General features: G+C 70.1%; 17 protein-coding genes. 11 read left to right on the top strand and 6 right to left on the bottom strand.

From position 1 onward, the window contains the following. From Q0741_RS07880 to bfr, 8 genes are all read left to right on the top strand, one after another. On the top strand, positions 1-372 hold a 372-nt coding region (locus Q0741_RS07880), incomplete at its 5' end, for an energy transducer TonB (RefSeq protein ID WP_298232646.1). A 5-nt stretch (positions 373-377) separates the two neighbouring features. Beyond that, positions 378-1,133, top strand: coding sequence for a MotA/TolQ/ExbB proton channel family protein (locus Q0741_RS07875; RefSeq protein ID WP_298232645.1), 756 nt, complete (start codon positions 378-380; stop codon positions 1,131-1,133). A 34-nt stretch (positions 1,134-1,167) separates the two neighbouring features. After that, entirely contained in the window at positions 1,168-1,587 is a 420-nt protein-coding gene (locus Q0741_RS07870) for a biopolymer transporter ExbD (RefSeq protein ID WP_298232644.1), read from the top strand. A gap of 101 nt (positions 1,588-1,688) precedes the next feature. Then, positions 1,689-3,896, top strand: a complete 2,208-nt coding sequence (locus tag Q0741_RS07865; RefSeq protein ID WP_298232643.1) for a TonB-dependent siderophore receptor — start codon at positions 1,689-1,691, stop codon at positions 3,894-3,896. Positions 3,897-3,936: 40 nt separating this feature from the next. Continuing rightward, positions 3,937-4,620, top strand: a complete 684-nt coding sequence (locus Q0741_RS07860; RefSeq protein ID WP_298232642.1) for a Fe2+-dependent dioxygenase — start codon at positions 3,937-3,939, stop codon at positions 4,618-4,620. 10 nt (positions 4,621-4,630) lie between these two features. Further along, positions 4,631-5,746 (top strand): alpha-hydroxy acid oxidase, encoded by a 1,116-nt coding sequence (locus Q0741_RS07855; protein ID WP_298232641.1) that lies wholly within the window; start codon positions 4,631-4,633, stop codon positions 5,744-5,746. A gap of 264 nt (positions 5,747-6,010) precedes the next feature. Further along, complete coding sequence (locus Q0741_RS07850; protein WP_298232640.1) at positions 6,011-6,358, top strand: SWIB/MDM2 domain-containing protein; 348 nt, start codon at positions 6,011-6,013, stop codon at positions 6,356-6,358. Positions 6,359-6,622: 264 nt separating this feature from the next. Beyond that, complete coding sequence (gene bfr, locus Q0741_RS07845; protein ID WP_298232639.1) at positions 6,623-7,090, top strand: bacterioferritin; 468 nt, start codon at positions 6,623-6,625, stop codon at positions 7,088-7,090. Between the two features lie 102 nt (positions 7,091-7,192). On the opposite strand, the gene Q0741_RS07840 is transcribed toward bfr, so the two are convergent. From Q0741_RS07840 to uvrA, 4 genes are all read right to left on the bottom strand, one after another. Next, entirely contained in the window at positions 7,193-7,603 is a 411-nt protein-coding gene (locus tag Q0741_RS07840; protein ID WP_298232638.1) for a response regulator, read from the bottom strand. Next, entirely contained in the window at positions 7,593-8,264 is a 672-nt protein-coding gene (locus Q0741_RS07835; RefSeq protein WP_298232637.1) for a dienelactone hydrolase family protein, read from the bottom strand. Before Q0741_RS07835 ends, Q0741_RS07840 begins: the two co-directional genes overlap by 11 nt. Beyond that, complete coding sequence (locus tag Q0741_RS07830) at positions 8,264-8,893, bottom strand: 2-hydroxychromene-2-carboxylate isomerase (protein ID WP_298232636.1); 630 nt, start codon at positions 8,891-8,893, stop codon at positions 8,264-8,266. Before Q0741_RS07830 ends, Q0741_RS07835 begins: the two co-directional genes overlap by 1 nt. 376 nt (positions 8,894-9,269) lie before the next feature. Further along, positions 9,270-12,167 carry an excinuclease ABC subunit UvrA gene (gene uvrA, locus Q0741_RS07825; RefSeq protein WP_298232635.1) on the bottom strand — a complete coding sequence of 966 codons (2,898 nt, stop codon included), beginning with the start codon at positions 12,165-12,167 and terminating at the stop codon, positions 9,270-9,272. A 159-nt stretch (positions 12,168-12,326) separates the two neighbouring features. Here uvrA and Q0741_RS07820 point away from each other — a divergent pair, with 159 nt between their 5' ends. Beyond that, positions 12,327-14,168, top strand: a complete 1,842-nt coding sequence (locus Q0741_RS07820; protein WP_298232634.1) for an alpha/beta fold hydrolase — start codon at positions 12,327-12,329, stop codon at positions 14,166-14,168. 36 nt (positions 14,169-14,204) lie between these two features. Beyond that, entirely contained in the window at positions 14,205-14,588 is a 384-nt protein-coding gene (locus Q0741_RS07815) for a hypothetical protein (protein ID WP_298232633.1), read from the top strand. Between the two features lie 147 nt (positions 14,589-14,735). Here Q0741_RS07815 and Q0741_RS07810 read toward each other — a convergent pair whose 3' ends face one another. Continuing rightward, positions 14,736-16,982, bottom strand: coding sequence for a 3-hydroxybutyrate oligomer hydrolase family protein (locus tag Q0741_RS07810; protein ID WP_298232632.1), 2,247 nt, complete (start codon positions 16,980-16,982; stop codon positions 14,736-14,738). Positions 16,983-17,152: 170 nt separating this feature from the next. Beyond that, positions 17,153-19,033: a DNA helicase RecQ gene (gene recQ / locus Q0741_RS07805; RefSeq protein ID WP_298232631.1), complete on the bottom strand. Its 1,881-nt coding sequence runs from the start codon at positions 19,031-19,033 to the stop codon at positions 17,153-17,155. A 142-nt stretch (positions 19,034-19,175) separates the two neighbouring features. On the opposite strand from recQ, the gene ssb reads away from it, so the two are divergent. Next, the coding region (ssb, locus tag Q0741_RS07800) for a single-stranded DNA-binding protein (protein ID WP_298232630.1) at positions 19,176-19,646 on the top strand (471 nt) is incomplete at its 3' end.

Here is a 19,646-nt window from a genome sequence, read left to right as displayed (position 1 = left end):
CCGCCGGAGCCCGAGCCCCCTGCGCCCGTGGCCGCGCCTCCCGTACCTCCGGCGCCGCCGGCCCCGCCCGCGGCGCCGCCGCAGCCCAAGACCATCTCCATCAGCGCCGTCGAGTACCTCACGCCGCCGGTGCTGCACTACCCGCCGGCGGCGCGCCGCGCGGGCGAGTCCGGCAAGGTGACCGTGCGCGTGCTGGTGGACGCCCGCGGGCTGCCGCAACAGATGCAGGTCACGCGCTCGTCGGGCTTCGCGCGCCTGGACGAATCGGCGCTGGCCACGGTGCGCGCCACGCGCTTCAAGCCCTACATGGAAAACGGTCAGCCCCAGGCCTTCTGGGTGCTGATGCCCCTGATCTTCGAACTTGAGGAGTGAGCCCCATGAACGATCCCCAAACCGCCGTGGGCTTTGCCCACTTCCTGGCCCAGAGCGATGCCGTGGGCAAGGGCCTGCTGCTCATCCTCGTGGGCATGTCGGTGCTGTCCTGGGCGCTGATCGCCATCAAGGGCATCGCGCACGTCATTCGCAAGAAGCGCAGCGAGCAGTTCCTCAAGTTCTTCTGGGACGCGCGCTCGCTGGAAGAAGTGGGCAACGAGATCACCACCCATGGCTCGCACGATCCCTTCTCGCACCTGACCGCGCATGCGATGCATGCGCAATCGCATCACGCCAAGTACGGCGCGGCCAAGCTCAGCGAGGCCGGCTCGGCGCAGGACTTCGTCACCCGCACCATCAAGAAGGTGCTCGACGAGGAAACCACCCGGCTGGAGAACGGCCTGACCGCGCTGGCCACCGTCGGCGCCACCGCGCCCTTCGTGGGTCTGTTCGGCACGGTGTGGGGCGTCTACCATGCGCTGCTGGCCATCGGCATGAGCGGTGCGGGCACGCTGGACAAGGTGGCCGGCCCGGTGGGCGAGGCGCTGATCATGACCGGCATCGGCCTGGCCGTGGCGATCCCCGCGGTGGTGGCCTACAACGCCTTCACGCGCAGCAACCGCGTGCTCAACGCCCGGCTCGACGCGTTCGCCTTCGAGCTGCTGACCTTCCTGTCCATGGGCCAGACCATGAAGCCCGCGGCGGCCGAGCCGGTGGCCGAGCCGGGCAGCAACGTGCGCGGCCTGCGCACGGCTGGTTGAGGCCTCATCCCAGCGACCTCAAGGAGCTCCTGCCATGGCCTTCGCCAGCTTCGACCGCAAGTCCTCATCCGCGCCGGTGTCCGACATCAACATGGTCCCGCTCATCGACGTGATGCTGGTGCTGCTGGTGATCTTCATCGTCACCGCGCCGCTGCTCACCCACGCCGTGAAGCTGGACCTGCCCAAGGCCAGCAGCGCGGTCAACCAGGCGCCGCCGCAGAAGATCGAGTTCGCCATCGACGCCACCGGCCAGCTGTTCTGGAACGGCGAGCCCGTGAGCCGCGAGGACGCCGCCGCGCGCTTCGTTGCCGAGGGCGCCAAGGACCCGCAGCCCGAGGTGCACCTGCGCGCCGACCAGTCCGTGGCCTACCGCTTCGTGGCCGAGACCCTGGCCGACGCCTCCAAGGCCGGGCTGTCCAAGGTGGGCTTCGTCAGCACGCCCGAGACGCCCTGATCGCCCGGGCGCGCGGCGCAGTGCTGCGTGCCCTCCCCGTTTCGTTCCTGTTTCTTCAGGCGCCGAGCGCGCCTTGGCCGAACTCAACCTGGAGTATTTGCATGACCAACAAAAACGACCGCCGCGCCTTGCTCCCCCTGGGCGCCCTGGCCGCCGGCTTCAGCATTGCCGGCGCCGCGATGGCCCAGCCGGCCGAGGCCCCGGCCAATGGAACCGAGGCCGTGATGCCTGCGGTGCGCGCCAAGGCCGGCGCTGAGCGCGATGGCAAGAGCACGCTGCGCGCTACCACCACCACCATCGGCAAGGGACAGCAGCAACTGCGCGACATCCCGCAGTCGGTGACGGTGGTCACGGAGCGGCTCATCGACGACCGCAACCTTGACGACTTCAAGGACGTGCTGCGCACCACCTCCGGCGTTACCTTCCAGGCCGGCGAAACCGGCGAGGAGGACGTGCGGCTGCGCGGCTTCTCGCTGGGTTTGGCCGGCGACATCTACGTCGACGGCATCCGCGACCCCGCCCTCTACGACCGCGACACCTTCAACAACGATCGTATCGAGGTGCTCAAGGGCTCGGCCTCGATGCTGTTCGGCCGCGGCTCCACTGGTGGCGTGGTCAACCAGGTCAACAAGCAGCCGACGCTGATGACGCAGCATGAGGTCACGGCCACGATCGGCTCGGGCAAGGAGCGGCGCCTGACCGGCGACTTCAACGTCCAGACCGGCGAGGACGCTGCGCTGCGCATCAACGCCATGGTGCACGACGCCGACAACTGGGGCGCCCAGGTCGAGAAGCGCGGCATCGCTCCCACTTTCCGCTGGGGTATCGGCACCGCCGACGAGTTCTCCGTGGGCGTCTACCACCTCAAGTACGACAACCGGCCCAACTACAACCATCCGTGGTTCCTGTCCGAAGGCACGCAAGGCACTATTCAGCCCACGCTGCCAGCCAAGAACTTCTATGGCTTGGCCAGCGACTACCACAAGGGCGAGGTGACCTACGGCACGGTCAGTCACACCCACCGCTTCAGCAGCGACAGCCAGCTCAAGACCACCCTGCGCCATGGCCGCTACGACCGCGACCTGTGGGCCAGCGTAATCCGCTTCGGCACCACCAACGGCGTGCCCACCACGGCCGCCAACCTGGGCCCGGACACGATCGTCACGCGCACGCCCAAGGGACGCCTGGGCACGGTGGACAGTACCGCGCTGCAGAGTGACTACAGCGGCCGCTTCGAGGCGCTGGGCCGGCGCCACGACTTGCTGGCCGGCATCGACGTGTCGAACGAGAAGTGGTCGTTCAATGACAACTTCGCTGGAGCTGCCAGCGGGCTAACGACGACGGTGGGCACGCCAAACGACGGCGCCAGCTTTGCGGACACCCGTCCCGAAGCGCCGCGCGACCGCTACAAATCGCGCACGATCGGCCTGTACCTGCAAGACACCGTCGAGATCGCCTCGGGCCTGAAACTCGTCGGCGGCCTGCGCCACGACCATTTCAAGGCATCCACCGCGTACTCGCCGGACGGCACCAATGCACTCAAAGGCCAGACGCGCGAGATCTCGGAGTCGATGTGGAGCCCGCGCCTGGGCCTGCTGTGGCAGCCCGACGACATCTCCTCCTACTACGTCTCCTGGGGCACCTCGTTCAACACCTCGGGCGAATCCAACCGGCGCATCACGGACCGCCTGGTCGAAACTCCGCCCGAGAAGAGCCGCAACATCGAGATCGGCGCCAAGTTCGAGCTCTTCGAGCGCCGGCTGTCGCTGGGCACCGCGTTGTTCCGCTCCGAGAAGTACCACGAGCGCAATACCGATCCGGACCTTCCGTACGACGTGCTGTCGGGCAAGCGCCACGCCACGGGTCTGGAATTCAACGCCGCGGGCCGCATCACGCCGAAGTGGGAAGCCTTCGTGGCCTGGACCTGGATTCCTGAGGCCAAGATCGACAACAGCATCCAAGCGCTCAGCCCCACGGGCACCGGCGCACAGGTGCAGGGCGACCGCCCTGCGCTCACGCCCAAGCACAGCGCGGCTCTTTGGACCACGTACCGCGTCACGCCCAAACTGCGCCTGGGCGCTGGCCTGAACTACCGTGGCGAGCAGAATCCCGAAGGCGCGCGCCATGTCACGTCAGCGGCCTTCACCACCGTGGACCTGATGGGCGAGTACACCTTCTCCGACATGCTGTCGGCCCAGCTCAACGTCAACAACGCCACCGACAAGCTCTATGCCGATACGCTGTACCGTGGCTTCTACGGTCCTGGCGCACCGCGCACGGTGCAGCTGAGCGTCAAGGCGCGCTTCTGACGCGCGCCGCGAGCTGATCCACCCTACACGGAGTCATCGGATGCTGCTTCATCTCAAGAACGTGCTCACGTCCGAGGAACTGCGGCAGGCGCGTGCGCTGCTCGATGCCGCCGAGTGGGTGGACGGCAGCGCTACCGCCGGCACGCAAGCGCTGCAGTCCAAGAACAACCAGCAGCTGCCGCAAGGCAGCGAGGCTTCGCGCGCGCTGCAGGCCCTGATCCTGCGCGCGCTCGACCGCCACGCGCTGTTCTTCTCCGCCGCGCTGCCCAAGAAGATCTTCAACCCGCTGTTCAACCGCTATGGCGGCGAGGCGAACTTCTACGGCAAGCATGTGGACAACGCGGTGATGTACTCGCGCAGCAACGGCCAGCGCGTGCGCTCGGACGTCAGTTGCACGGTGTTCCTGGCCGAGCCGCACGAGTACGACGGCGGCGAGCTCGTCATCGACGACACCTACGGCAGCCGCGAGGTCAAGCTGCCCGCCGGCGACGCGGTGCTCTACCCGAGCACCAGCGTGCACGGCGTGGCACCGGTGACCCGCGGCCATCGGCTGGCGAGCTTTTTCTGGGTCGAGAGCATGGTGCGCAGCGACGAGCAGCGCCGGCTGTTGTTCGACCTCGACATGAACCTCATGCGGCTGCGCGAGCGCGAAGGCGAGACGCCCGAGGCCGTGGGGCTCACCGGGACCTATCACAACCTGCTGCGCATGTGGGCTGACACCTGAAGGCCGTGCGATGAGCAGCAACTCCCTCGACGCCGCGGCGCGGCCGCGCATCCCGGCCGGCATCGCTGGCGTCGCCGACTACGAACCGCATGCGCGCGAGCGCATGGACCCCGCCGCCTGGGCCTACCTGTGTGGCGGCGCGGGTGATGAGATCACGCTGCGCGCCAATCGCGAGGCCTGGGACGCGTTGCGGCTGCTGCCGCGCGTGCTGCGCCCGCTGGCCGATGGCTGCGCCGGCATCGAGTTGCTGGGCCGCCGCCTGGCCAGCCCGCTGCTGGTGGCGCCCATGGCCTTCCAGCGCCTGGCCCATGCCGACGGCGAGGCCGCCACCGCGCTGGCCGCCGCGGCGCAGGGCGCGGGCATGGTGCTCAGCGCCCAGGCCAGCCAGCGGCTGGAGGACGTGGCCGCGCTGGTGCGCGACGAGGCCGGCCGCGGGCCGCTGTGGTTCCAGCTCTACCTGCAGCGCGAGCGCGCCCACACGCTGGAACTCGTGCAGCGCACCGAAGCCGCGGGCTTCGAGGCGTTGGTGCTCACTGTCGATGCGCCCACCTCCGGCGCGCGCGACCGGGAGCGCCGCGCGGGCTTTTGCCTGCCGCCGGGCATTTCGGCGGTCAACCTGCGGCCGCAACCTTCGCAGCCGCAGACCCAGGACTTCTTCGCCCAGGTGGTCGCGCAGGCACCGACCTGGGATGACGTGGCCTGGCTGCGCTCGGCCACGAAGCTGCCGCTGCTGCTCAAGGGCGTGCTGCACCCGGCCGACGCACGCCAGGCGCTGGCGCTGGGCGTGGCCGGCTTGATCGTCTCCAACCACGGCGGGCGCACGCTGGACACGGCGGTGAGCACCGCGCGCGCGCTGCCGCGCATCGCCGATGCGCTGGGCGGCGCACTGCCGCTGCTGGTGGACGGCGGCATTCGCCGCGGCACCGACGTGCTCAAGGCGCTGGCGCTGGGCGCGCACGCGGTGCTGCTGGGCCGCCCGGTGTTGCACGGCCTGGCCACGGCTGGGGCGCTGGGCGTGGCCCATGTGCTGCGGCTCGTGCGCGACGAATTCGAGATCGCCATGGCGCTGTGCGGCTGCGCCTGCGTGGCCGACATCGGCCCCGAATTGATCGATCCGCCGGCTTGAGATTCCGCAATTCCTGAGCCGTGGGCGGCTGGATTTGGTACGCGCGCCCGCCTGTTTTGATGCCGCGGTGCCACAAATGCCCGCTTCATGAAGCCGCGACAGCTTCCGGAAACGGTTTCCCAGAGGGAAAAGCACGCTTGCGGCTTCTCACTCCCCTGGGGGCGCAGTACCATTTGCCCCGCAGGGTGCCGCAGAGAAAAGAGGGTTCATGCAGCCTTCGCCCCACCCGGCGCATCAACTCAGTAATTGATGGAGAGATTCCAAATGGCAACTGCAAAGAAAGCTGCGTCCAAGACGGTCGCGGCGAAGAAGGCCCCGGCCGCCAAGAAGGCCGACTCGACGGCCACCGCCGAGGGCGGCAAGCGCAGCCCCAACGCTGCCTTCATGAAGGAGATGAAGCCCAGCGCCCAGCTCGCGGCCGTCATCGGCGACAAGCCGATGCCGCGCACCGAGGTCACCAAGAAGGTGTGGGACTACATCAAGGCCAACAACCTTCAGGACGCAGCCAACAAGCGCATGATCAACGCCGATGCCAAGCTGAAGGACATCTTCAAGAAGCCCCAGGTGTCGATGTTCGAGATGACCAAGCTCATCAACGAACACCTCAAGTGATCGCCCGGGCGCGTAGCGCCCGTGCCTTTCCCTAAAGCCGGCCCCGTGCCGGCTTTTTCGTGGGCACGGGCCAGCTACGGCACCACCACGTGAGTGGATGCGCCAGCATCCGGTTGATGGCTCGACGTTCGCGCCGCCTGATCCACACGGCAGCAGTTCTGGCCGGCGCGCATGGTTTCGTTGTGCCGAGTCAAGCCCTCGCCAGTCCCCGTTTCACCGGCCGCAGGCATGATGCGGTCTTTACAACCTGCTTCGTGCTCCGCCATGCAAGGCCATCCCGCTGTCCTCGACGCTCTCAACGCGCTGCTCGTCGGCGAGCTTGCCGCCCGCGACCAGTACTTCATCCACGCCCGCATGCTGGAGGACTGGGGTTACGACAAGCTCGCAGCGCGCATCGCGCACGAGATGGAAGACGAAACCGGTCACGCCGACGTGCTGATCAAGCGCATCCTGATGCTGAGCGGGCGTCCGAACATGGTGCCCGGGCCGCTGAACGTGGGCACGGACGTGCCCAGCATCCTGGGCAACGACCTGGCGGTCGAATATTCGGTGATCAACCACCTGCGCGAGGTGATCGCACTGTGCGAGCGCGAGCGCGACTTCGTCACCCGCGACCTGCTGCTGCCGATGCTGGAGGACACCGAGGAGGACCACGCGCACTGGCTGGAGCAGCAGCTCGGCCTGATCCAGGCCGTGGGACTACCCAACTACCTGCAGGGCCAGATGGGCTGAGCGGGCCCGCGGCCGCAGCTGCGGCCTCCCTTTCCATGCAACAGGCCGCCCGTGGGCGGCCTGTGCTTTTTCATCGTTCAACGCACGGCGCCGAGGGCGTCCTCAGGGCAGCCACTGCGCCAACTGGACCCACATCTGCGCGATGGAGATGGGCTTGGTCCAGTAGTCGTCGAAGCCGGCCTGCTTGGCCGTGCGCGCCTGCTCGGGCATGGCGTCGGCCGACAGCGCGATGCACGGTAGCTTGGCCGTGGCCGGGTCGGCGCGCAGCCGCGCGATCAGCTCCAGCCCCGTCATGTCGGGCAGGTTCATGTCGATGAGCAGCAGCTCCGGAGCGTCCTCGCGCGCCGCGCGCAGGCCGGAGGCGCCGTCGGGCTCGATCTGCAGCGACCAGCCCTCGTGGCCGCGGAACATCTCCGTCATGAGCAGCGCGTTGAGCGGCTCATCCTCGATGTAGAGCACGCGCCGCGGTGCACGGGTGGCGCCTGCCGATGCGGCTGCGTGGTCAACCGACATGCTGCTGCAGGAAGTCCAGCGAGCGGCGGCGGGCCAGCGCGGCGCTCTCGGGTTCGAAGGCTGCGCGCTGGTCGCAGTTGAAGCCGTGGTCGGCCGGGTACACGTGTACCTGCACCTCGGGCCGCGCCTGCGTGAGGGCCTGCACCTGCGGCTGTGGGATGAGGTGATCGCGCTCGCCGAAGTGCATCAGCACCGGGCAGCGCGGCTGCAGCGCCGCCTGGTCGGGAATGCCGGCGCCGTAGTAGCAGATGGCCGCCGACAGCCCGTCGAGCTTGCAGGCCGACAGCCACGCCATCAGCCCGCCCCAGCAGTAGCCCACGATGCCGACCTTGCCGTGCTTGGCGCCTTCCGCGATGGCTGCGGCGATGTCCTGCAGCACCAAGTCTTGCTGGGCCATCGCCGCCGCCTTGAGCTCGCGCCCGCGCTTGACGTCGTCCTCGCCATAGCCCAGTTCCACGCCGTGCTCCAGGCGGTCGAACAGCGGCGGCGCGATGGCGACGTAGCCCTCTTCCGCGTAGCCGCGCGCCACGGCGCGGATGTGCGAGTTCACGCCGAAGATTTCCTGCAGCACCACCAGCGCACCGCGCGGGCGTCCCTGGGGCAGCTCGATGAAGGCGTCGAAGCGGTGGCCGTCGAGGGCCTGCAAGGGTTGTAAGGACATCAGTGGTCTCCGTTCTCTTGTGGTCTGTAGTGCTGCAGGCGGCGCTCGACGAAGTCCAGCCGGTCCTGGCCCCAGAAGATCTCGCCGTCGATGACGTAGCTGGGCGCGCCGAACACGCCTGCGGCTATGGCGCGCTGCGAGTCCTCTTCGTAGCGCAGGTGCACGCGCTGGGTGTGGGCGTCGTCCAGCCGCGCGAGCTTCAGGCCCTGGGCCTTGAGCAGCCCGGCCAGCGTGGCCTCGTCGGCGATGTTCTTTTCCTCGACCCACAGCGCGCGCATCACCGCGCCGGTCAGCGCCATGGCGGCGTCGGTGCCGTCCTGCAGGTCCACCGCGATGATGAGCTTGGCCGCATCGTCGGGATTGACGGGGAAGTAGCGCGGCGTCGGGTTCAGCGGCGCGTGGAGCCATTCGCTGAAGCGCTTGAGCTCCAGGAGCCGGTAGGCCTGGCGCTCGGGCGCGCGCTTGGCCAGCGGCAGCCCGCCGGTGAGCGGGAACACGCGTCCGCCCAGGTCCACCGGCAGCACGCGGACCTCGGCGCCGTGGTGGCGCACGATGTCCTGGAAGCGCTGGTGGCCCAGGTAGGCCCACGGCGAGTGCGGGGCGAAGTAGTAGTCGATGGCAAGGCTCATGTACGGCAACCGTCCAGGGCGACAAAGGACCGGCACCATAGCCGATCCGCCGCGCCCCTCTTGCGGATGGGCGCTTGAACCGCATAGCGGGTGCCGCCGCGGCCGGGGCCCGACGCACCGCCCCAGCCTTGCTGCCGCGCAGCAGATTCATTGCCCACCACGGCTATGGGTGGGACTGTAGCCGAGAGGATTACATTCAGTCACATGGTGGTGCCAGGACGCGACAGTTGCGCCTGGAGCCCGTCACGGGAAGGAAATGCACCGGCTGCAGGCATCGCCGTGCCGCTGCTGCGCCAGCGGCGACTCGCCCCTGCGTCACGGGTGGGAACGGGACCAGGCGCGTCGGCAAACGCCCGGCAATGTCTTGCCGAGCGCCTTATCCCCGCTCCAGCAGCGGCTTCAGGAACCGCCCCGTATGGCTTTCCTTGCAGGCGGCCAGTTCTTCAGGCGTGCCGGCCAGCATCACCCGCCCGCCGCCCGAGCCCCCTTCGGGGCCCATGTCGATGAGCCAGTCCGCCGTCTTGATCACGTCCAGGTTGTGCTCGATCACCACGATGGTGTTGCCCGCGTCGCGCAACTGGTGCAGCACCCGTAGCAGCAGCTCGATGTCGGCGAAGTGCAGGCCCGTGGTCGGCTCGTCCAGGATGTACAGCGTGCGCCCGGTGTCGCGCTTCGACAGCTCCAGCGCCAGTTTGACTCGCTGCGCCTCGCCGCCCGAGAGGGTCGTCGCGCTCTGGCCGAGCGTGATGTAGCCGAGACCGACGTCGAGCAAGGTCTGCAGCTTGCGGGAAATCGTCGGCACGGCCGAGAAGAACTCCGCCGCCTCCTCCACCGTCATGCCCAGCACCTGCGTGATGTTGCGGCCCTTGTAAAGGATCTCCAGCGTTTCGCGGTTGTAGCGCGCGCCGTGGCACACGTCGCAGGGCACGTACACGTCCGGCAGGAAGTGCATCTCCACCTTGATCACGCCGTCGCCCTGGCACGCCTCGCAGCGCCCGCCCGAGACGTTGAAGCTGAAGCGCCCCGCCCCGTAGCCGCGCTCGCGCGCCGCCGGCACCTCGGCAAACAGCTCGCGGATCGGCGTGAACAGGCCCGTGTAGGTCGCGGGGTTGGAGCGCGGCGTGCGGCCAATGGGGCTCTGGTCCACGTTGATGACCTTGTCGAAGGCCTCCAGGCCCTCGATCGCCTCGTGCGGCGCCGGCTCCAGGCTGCTGTTGTAGAGCTTGCGCGCTACCGCCGCGTACAGCGTGTCGTTGACCAGCGTGCTCTTGCCCGAGCCCGAGACGCCCGTCACGCAGGTCAGCAGCCCCACCGGGATCTCCACGCTCACGCCCTTGAGGTTGTGGCCCGTGGCATTGACGATGCGCAGCCCCGTGCCCGCCTCCCACGGACGCCGCCGCTTCGGCACCTCGATGCGCAACCGTCCGCCCAGGTAGCCGCCGGTGAGCGATTCGGGGTGCTCCATCACCTCCCGCGGCGTGCCGCGCGCGATCACCTCGCCGCCGTGCACGCCCGCACCCTTGCCCATGTCCACCACGTAGTCGGCGGCGCGGATCATGTCCTCGTCGTGCTCCACCACCAGCACCGAGTTGCCCAGGTCGCGCAGGTGCTGCAGCGTGCCGATCAGCCGCTCGTTGTCGCGCTGGTGCAGCCCGATGCTGGGCTCGTCCAGCACGTACATCACACCGGTCAGGCCGCTGCCGATCTGGCTCGCGAGACGGATGCGCTGCGCCTCGCCGCCGGAGAGCGTGTCGGCGCTGCGGTCCAGGCTCAGGTAGTTCAGGCCCACGTCGTTGAGGAAGCGCAGCCGGTTGCGGATCTCGCTGACGATCTTGTCGGCGATGGCCGCCTTGGCACCGCGCAGTTGCAGGCCTTCGAAGTACGCCAGCGCGTCGGCCAGCGTCGCGTGCTCGACGTCGTAGATGGGCTTGCCCGTCTCGCCTGGCGCGGCGTCCGCGGCGTACAGGAACACGTGGCGCGCCTCGCGCCGCAGCCGCGTGCCGCGGCATTCCGGGCAGGCCTGCGCGTGCTGCATGCGCATGAGCTCCTCGCGCACGGCGGCGGAGTCGGTTTCGCGCAGGCGGCGCGTGAGCAGCGGCAGGATGCCTTCGAAGGGATGCGAGCGCTTGACCGAGCGCGACTTGCCGCGCGCGCCCTCGGCCTCGTAAGTGAACTCGATCTCCTCCGTGCCCGAGCCGTGCAGCAGCACCTGCCGCACCTGCGGCTCCAGCTCCTCGAAAGGCTGCTCCAGGTCGAAGCCGTAATGCTTGGCCACCGCCTCCAGCAGCCCGTAGGTGTAGCTGTTGCGGCGGTCCCAGCCCTTGATGGCGCCGCTGGCCAGGCTCAGCGAGGGGAAGGCGACCACGCGCTCCGGATCGAACACCGTCACGTGGCCCAGGCCGTCGCAGCTCGGGCAGGCGCCCGTGGGCGAGTTGAAGGAGAACAGGCGCGGCTCCAGCTCCGTGAGCGAGTAGTCGCAGTGCGGACAGGCGAAGCGGCTGCTGAAAGGCGTCTCGCGCCCGCTGTCCATCTCCAGCGCCAGGGCGCGCGCGTTGCCGATGCGCAGGCAGGTCTCGAAGCTCTCGGCCAGCCGCTGGCGCAAGCCCCCGCTGCCGCCGGTGCCCGTGTCCTCGGCGCGCACGCGCACGCGGTCCACCACCACGTCGATGTCGTGCGCGCGGCCGTCGGCGGCGGGCAGGCTGTCGATGTCGAACACCTGTCCGTCGATGCGAAAGCGCACGTAGCCCTGCGCCTGCAGATCCGTCAGCACCGGCGCGAAGTCGCCCGCGCGCCCGCGCGCCACCGGGGCCAGCAGCATCAGCTTGGTGTCCTCGGGCAGCGCGAGCACCGTGTCCACCATCTGCGCCGTGCTCATGGCCTGCAGCGGCAGCGCGTGCTGCGGGCAGAACGGCGTGCCCGCGCGGGCGTAGAGCAGGCGCAGGTAGTCGTGGATCTCGGTGACGGTGCCGACGGTGGAACGCGGGTTGTGGCTCGTGGCCTTCTGCTCGATGGAGATCGCGGGCGACAGGCCCTCGATCACGTCCACGTCGGGCTTGTCCATCAGCTGCAGGAACTGCCGCGCGTAGGCCGAGAGGCTCTCCACGTAGCGGCGCTGGCCTTCGGCGTACAGGGTGTCGAAGGCCAGGCTGCTCTTGCCTGAGCCGCTCAGGCCCGTGATCACCACCAGCGCCTGCCGCGGCAGGTCCAGGTCGATGTTCTTGAGGTTATGGGTGCGCGCGCCGCGCACGCGGATCGCAGGCGTCTCGGGATTCAAGGGTTTTCACTCAGCGCAGGACAACCGGCCATCATAGCCAGCGCCCGCGGCGCTTGCGCCACACCCGGGGTCAACGGCGCACGTGCCTGTCAACCCGCCGTAGGGGGATGGGGCGATCCCCCGATGGCGGCATGCCGCAGCTTGGGTATACGTCCCCCGATGAACGACGACACCCTGCGGCGCTTTGCTGACTCGGTTCCCGCCACCACAGCCGCCCTGCCGCCGGCGGCTCCCGTGGCCTCACTGTCCGAGGTGCCCGAAAAGCCCTCGGGCGCCGATGCGCCGGACGCGCACCAGGCGGCCTACGCGATGGACCGCGTGCTGCACGCCGCCGCCGCCCAGGTCACGGGTGGGCTGTCGCCCATCTCGCTGGGCTTGGCGCTGGCGGACTGGAGCTGGCACCTGGCAGCGCAGCCGGCCAACTCGGTGCGGCTGGCACTCTCCGCCCAGCAGCACGCGCTGGAGGCGCTGTTGGACAGCCTCAGCGGCGACTGCAGCGGCCCGCTGGCCCAGGACGCGCGCTTTCGCGACCCGTCCTGGCACCAGTGGCCCTTCGCGCCCCTGGCGCGCGCGCACCAGGCGGCGCAGCACTGGTGGCAGGACGCCAGCCGGCTGCGCGGCATGACGGCGCACCACGCGCAGGTGGTGCGCTTCTTCGCCCAGCAGTGGCTGGACATGCTGTCGCCCAGCAACAACTTCTTCACCAACCCCGAGGTGCTGCGCCGCACCGCCGAGCGCCGGGGCGCGAACCTGGTGGACGGCTTCGTCAACCGTCTGGACACCTGGCGCCGCCGCCACGGCCTGGAGCCGCTGGCGCCGCCCGAGCATCCCTACCTGCCGGGCGTGGACCTGGCGCTCACGCCGGGCCAGGTCGTGCACCGCAACCACCTGGTGGAGCTGCTGCAGTACGCGCCCACCACCGAGGAGGTGCAGGCCGAGCCGGTGTTCATCGTCCCGTCCTGGATCATGAAGTACTACATCCTGGACCTCTCGCCGCACAACTCGCTGGTGAAGTGGCTGACGGACCAGGGGCACACGGTGTTCATCCTGTCCTGGCGCAACCCCGACGAGAGCGACGCGCTGCTGAGCCTGGACGACTACCTGGAGCTGGGCATCCTGGACCCGCTGGCGGCCATCGCGCGCCAGATCCCCGACCAGCCCGTGCACGCCTGTGGCTACTGCCTGGGCGGCACGCTGCTGTCCATCGCCGCGGCGGCGCTGGCGCGGCCGGGCCAGGTGGAGGACGCCGAGCAGCTGCCCCGGCTCGCGGGCGTGACGCTGCTGGCGGCGCAGACCGACTTCACCGAGCCGGGCGAGCTGGGCGTGCTCATCGACGAATCGCAGGTCGAGCTGCTGGAGGACATCATGTCCGAGCGCGGCTTCCTCACCGGGCGACAGATGGCCGAGACCTTCCAGTTCCTGCGCTCGCGCGAGCTGATCTGGTCCACCCGCATGCGCGAGTTCTGGCTCGGCGAGCGGTCGCAGCCCAACGACCTCATGTCCTGGAACGCCGACGTCACGCGCATGCCCGCCGTGATGCACAGCCAGTACCTGCGCCGCTGCCACCTCCAGAACCAGCTCGCGCATGGCGAGTACCTGGTGGAGGGTCGCCCGGTGTCGCTGGGCGACATCCGCCAACCCATCTTCTGTGTCGCCACCGAGCTGGACCACGTCTCGCCCTGGCGCTCGGTGTACCAGCTGCACCGGCTGGTGCACACCGAGCTCACTTTCGTGCTGACCAACGGCGGGCACAACGCGGGCATCGTCTCCGAGCCCGGCCATGCGCGGCGGCGCTTCAGGATGCGGCGCGTGGCGCATGGCGCGCACTGGGCCGGGCCGGACGAATGGCTGCAAGGCGCCACGCCGCACGAGGGCTCGTGGTGGCCGGCCTGGCACGACTGGCTGGTGGAGCACAGCCGCGGCCGGGTGCCGGCACGCCCCGTGCCGCGAGGGCTGGAGCCTGCCCCCGGGAGCTACGTGCATGTGCGCTACCACGATTGACCTGGGAGCGGCCGGCGCCGTCCGGCCGTCGCGGCCATGAGCCCGCGCACCGGGACGGTGCTGCTGGCCGCCGCGCTGCTGGTGGGCGGCTGCGGCGGTGGCGTCTGGGTGAGCATCGGCCCGGACGACGACCCGCCCGGCGTGTCGCTGGTGGTCTCCCCCACGCAGGCCGTTCCCGGTCAGACCGTCACGCTGCTGGCCGACGCGCGCGACGACTTCCGCGTGGACTACGTCGCCTTCTACCAACTGCTGCCCGATGGCGGCGCCGTGCGGCTGGGCATCGAGTTCGTGCCGCCCTACCGGCTCAGTGTCGTGCTGCCCGCCGACGCGGCGCCGCTCACCCAGTTCTTCGCCCGCGCCGTGGACGACGTGGGCCAGTTCGGCGACAGCGTGGTGGCGACGGTGCAGGTGCTGCGCTGAACGCCCGGGCTGGCTGCCGTCGGCGGCAAGCACTTCCCTGCCGCTGCCGTCCGCGCCGCATCGGCGCATGAAAAAGGCCGGCGCCGCCCTCGCGGCCCGGCCTGGGCAGGTTCGGCAACCGGCCGCGAAGAGCGGCCGGCGTCTGGCTCAGTTCGGCACGTTGATCGCGTTGCCGCTGAAGGTGATGGCGTCGGCAGCCGCCGGCGCGGCGACGATGGGTGGCAGGTTGACGGCGCGCGAGATGGCGGGCGCCTCCGTCGGCGGCGTGCCGCCGCGCGGCACTGCGCGCACCACCTGGCTGGGCGGCAACGGTGTGCCGCTCTTGAGGTGCGCCCACATGGCATTGAGGCCGTCGACGAAGTAGGCGTGCAGCGGCACGTAGCGGTTGCCGTAGCCGGAGAAGGAGGTCAGGAAGGCGTCGAAGTGCTGGCCATTGAGCACCTCGACGTAGCTCAGCCGGCTGGCCGCACCCTCGTTGACGCGGCTGGCCGCCACGTAGGCGCGCGAGGTGTTGTTGACGGGCAGCAGGGCGTCGCTGCGGCCGGACACCACCAGCGCCGGCTTGCCGCGCAGGTTGGCGCCCGCCAGCGTCTCGTTGATGCCGGCGCGCACGCGGTCGCTCTGAGCCTGGCTGGGCAACTGTGCCGTGGCCGTCGCGGGCAGCGCCGCGCCGCTGCGCGGGTCGTTGCCGGTGACCAGCGCACGCAGGCACAGCGCCGCGTCGAAGCCGAGGTCCTGAGCGCCCGTGCTGGCCGAGGTGGCCAGGTTCCACAGCTTGCCGCCACCGCCCGTGGGGTCGTTGATGATCACGCCGGCGGGCGTGCCGTTGGCCACGCCATTGCCCGTGGCATAGCTCACCGCCTTGGCCGCGGCGGCGATGGGCACCGGGTCACCGGTGGCGCTCGTGGCGCCGAAGCTGAAGCCGCACAGGTTCTCCGTCACCGGGAAGCGGCCGTAGGCGTAGGCGTACATGCTGGCCACCTGCGTGGTGGCGCCCGCGCCGAAGTGGCTGCTGTGCAGGAAGCGGCTCTCGGGCGTCCAGCCGTAGGCCTGCAGACGCACCAGTGCATCGGCGGCCCGCTCCTCGGTCGTGGTGCCGGTCACGAGGTTGTTCGCCGCCAGGGCGTCACAGCGAGCGACGGCGCGGGCGGTCTGGAGCGTCGCGAAGATGAAGTTGTGCAGCGACGCCTCCGTGCCCATCGAGGCTTCCGGCGCCAGTGCCGCGCAGCCCTGGTACAGGTTGGCGAAGGTGAAGTAGTCCAGCAGCGGCTTGCCGTAGCCGGTGGCGGGCCGCGCCACGCCGTTCTCCTGGATGCCGTAGGTGCTGGTGGGCTGGGCCGGCGTGGCGCCGGGCTCGCCCGCCACCACCGCGTCGATCAGCCCCTCGGTGTCGGCCTCGGCCGCGCGCAGCACGGCCGTGCCGCCGTTGGACACCGAGGCCGCGATCACCAGCGTGTTGCCGGGGTCGTAGCGGCGCAGTTTCTTGCCCGTGCCCGGGAGCTCGGTGCCGTACTCCTGGTTGATGGCGTACAGCGCGTAGCGCGCGGCGGCCAGGGTGTCGTTGCCCCAATCCTTCTCGGGGTTCTGCTGCGAGTGCGCGTGCTTGAGCGCCACGCGGTTGGGGAAGTCGGTGATGAATTGGCTCACCGCGGCGGTGAACTGGACGGCGAAGTTCGCCAGCGCGCCCGCGGCCGTGCGCGTGTTGCGCGTGCCGTCGATCTGCGTGACGGTGTCGTCGCCGAGGTCGTGCAGGCCCATGCCTTTGCCGGCGTCGGTCAGCGCCACGGCGCAGCCGCGCTTGAGACCCCACTCGGCCGCCGTGCCGATGGCGCCATAGACGCCGCGCGAGCCCGAGGACGGCGCGACGACGATGCAGGGGTTGCTCTGGTCGAAGCTCGTGGGCACCTGTACCGCCATCGTCACGCGCTTGGTGCCCTCGGCGTTGTCGAGCACGCCGATGTACTCGACGCCGGGGATCAGTCCCTCGCTGGCGGTGGCGTTGCCGGCGAGGTCCACGTTGGGGCCGTAGACCGTGCCGTAGCCGCCGTTGGCGGTGACGTCCACCAGGCCGCGGTAGTTGCTGTAGAGGGCATGGCGGCGCAGCTCAAGGCGCGTCGGCGCCTCGGCGTTGGCATAGGTGGGCGCGGCGCCGGCCAGGCCCGACTTGCCCAGGCCGCCGGTGAGCAGGTCCTGCGTGGCCTCCGAGGTGGGCGCGGTGTTGGGCGACGGCGTCGTGGCGGTGTAGGCCGTGCGCGAGATGTCGGTGATGCCGGCAGGCAGGTCGTTGATGGGCTCATCGTCGTCGTCCCAGCAACCAGCGAGTTGCAGGCACAGCAGGGCGGCGGCGGCGGCGGCCGGCAGACGGCGCGGGACATGGACGGTCTTCACGGACATCGCATCTCCTTGAGATCGTTGGGCGCGGGACTTTCCCGCGGCGGCGGTTCAAGACGAACGCTCCAGGCTACGGGCCGCCTTGATGCGGGAGCAATTGCGTGATCGCTTAGGTAAAGACCCCAGGCGGGAGAACCCCGGGCCGGCGCCGTGGCCGACGCGAGCGCAGCGGCTCAGCGCTCCAGCACGCGCAGGATCTCGCGCCCGTAGGCTTCGAGCTTCTTGGCGCCCACGCCGCTGATGTAGGCCAGTGCCTGCAGCGAGTCCGGGCACTCGGCCGCCATCTGCGCCAGCGTGGCGTCGTGGAAGATCACGTAGGCCGGCAGCCCGTGCTCGCGCGCCACCTCGGCGCGCCAGGCTTTCAACCGGGCAAAGCGCTCCTGCCCTTGGGCGTCCAGCGTGGCGGCGGCCGCCGGGACGCGCTCGCCGCGCTCGGCACGGGTGGCGCGCGTGCCGCGAGCGCGCGTGGGCTCGCGCGGCTCGCGCAGCACGATGGGCACCTCGCCCTTGAGCACCGCGCGCGCGCTGGCCGTGAGCGCGAGCGTGTTGAACTCGCCCTCGGCCTGCACGTGGCCCAGCGCCACGAGCTGGCGCAGCACGCCGCGCCACTGCGCCTCGGACAAATCGGCGCCGATGCCGAAGGTGGACAGCTTGTCGTGCCCGTACTGCGCCACCTTCTCGGTGCGCTTGCCGCGCAGCACGTCGATGAGCTGCCCCGCGCCGAAGCGCGAAGGGCCGAAGCCGCCGCCGTGCTGCGCGAAGCGGTAGATGCACGAGAGCGCCTTGCGCGCGGCCTCGGTGGCGTCCCAGGTGCGCGGCGGGTGCAGGCAGTTGTCGCAGTTGCCGCAGGGGCGGCTGGCTTCGCCGAAATAGGCCAGCAGCCGCACGCGGCGGCAGTCGTGGGCCTCGGCCAGGGCCAGCAGCGCATCGAGCTTGGCGCGCTGCAGGCGCTTGAAGTCCTCCTCGGCGTCGCTCTCGTCGATCATGCGGCGCTGGTTGACCACGTCGGCCAGGCCGTAGGTCATCCAGGCGTCGGCGGCTTCGCCGTCGCGGCCGGCGCGGCCGGTTTCCTGGTAGTAGGCCTCGATGTTCTTGGGCAGGTCCAGGTGCGCGACGAAGCGCACGTCGGGCTTGTCGATGCCCATGCCGAAGGCGATGGTGGCCACCATCACCAGGTCGTCCTCGCGCAGGAAGCGGTCCTGGTGGCGGCGGCGCACGTCGGCGTCCAGCCCGGCGTGGTAGGGCAGCGCGCGGATGCCCTGCTGCTCCAGCCACTCGGCGGTCTCCTCCACCTTGCGCCGGCTCTGGCAGTAGACGACGCCGGCCTCGCCCTCGTGCTCGTCGCGGATGAAGCGCAGCAGCTGCGCGCGCGGGTTGTCCTTCTCGACGATGGCGTAGCGGATGTTGGGCCGGTCGAAGCTGCTGACGAAGGCTGCCGCGTCCTCCAGCTGCAGCCGCTCGACGATGTCGCGCCGCGTGTGGGCGTCGGCCGTGGCCGTGAGCGCCACGCGCGGCACGCCGGGGAAGCGCTCGTGCAGCGCCGACAGGCCCAGGTACTCCTCGCGGAAGTCGTGTCCCCATTGGCTGACGCAGTGCGCCTCGTCGATGGCGAAGAGACTCAGCAGGGAGCGCTCGTGCAGCGAGTCGAGCATCGCCAGCATGCGCGGCGTGAGCAGCCGCTCCGGCGCGACGTACAGCAGCACCAGGCGCCCGCTGCGCAGCTCGCGCTCCACCTGCTGCGCCTGCTCGCTGGAGAGCGTGGAGTTGAGGTAGGCGGCATGCACGCCGGCTTCTTCGAGCGCGCCGACCTGGTCGTGCATCAGCGCGATGAGCGGGCTCACGACGACGGCCACGCCCAGGCCCTGGCGGTGCCGCACGATGGCCGGCACCTGGTAGCACAGGCTCTTGCCGCCGCCGGTGGGCATGAGCACCAGCGCGTCGCCGCCGTGCGCGACGTGCTCGACGATGGCGGCCTGCGACCCGCGGAACGCGGTGTAGCCGAAGACCTGCTGCAGTACCTGCAGCGCGGGGGAGGAATCGGGAAGGGCGGCCATGGTGCGGGGAAGCCGGCGATGGTAACCGGCTGCCCGGGGTGGGCCTTCGCGGCGGGTTGGCCCAAGGCCCCGGCCGGGTTGCGGCGGGGGGCTTGCGGCACAATCCTGCGTTTACGTACAGATCTTCGCGCAGGAGCGTCCCATGGCCAGCGTCAACAAAGTCATCCTCATCGGCAACTGCGGGCGCGACCCGGAAGTGCGCTACACGCCCCAGGGCACGGCCATCTGCAACGTCTCGGTCGCGACCTCCAGCCGCCGCAAGGACCGCAACACCGGCGAGACGGTGGAAGACACGCAGTGGCACCGCGTGACCTTCTACGAGCGCCTGGCCGAGATCGCCGGCGAGTACCTCAAGAAAGGCCGTCCCGTGTACGTCGAAGGCCGCCTGAAGTACGGCAAGTACACCGACAAGGACGGCATCGAGCGCAACACCGTGGACATCGTGGCCGAGCAGATGCAGCTGCTGGGCGGCCGTGAAGGCATGGGCGGTGGCGACGACATGGGCGGTGGCGGCATGGGCATGGGTGGCCGCGGCGGCTACAGCCGCGCCCCGGCCCGCGGCGGCGACGACATGGACGGTGGCGGCGCAGCGCCCGCCCCGCGCGCCGCGGCA

The organism is uncultured Azohydromonas sp. (assembly GCF_937926365.1).
Classification (GTDB): domain Bacteria; phylum Pseudomonadota; class Gammaproteobacteria; order Burkholderiales; family Burkholderiaceae_C; genus Azohydromonas.
Note: the sequence above shows the minus strand (reverse complement) of the source record. Positions and strands in the feature narration are given on the sequence as shown.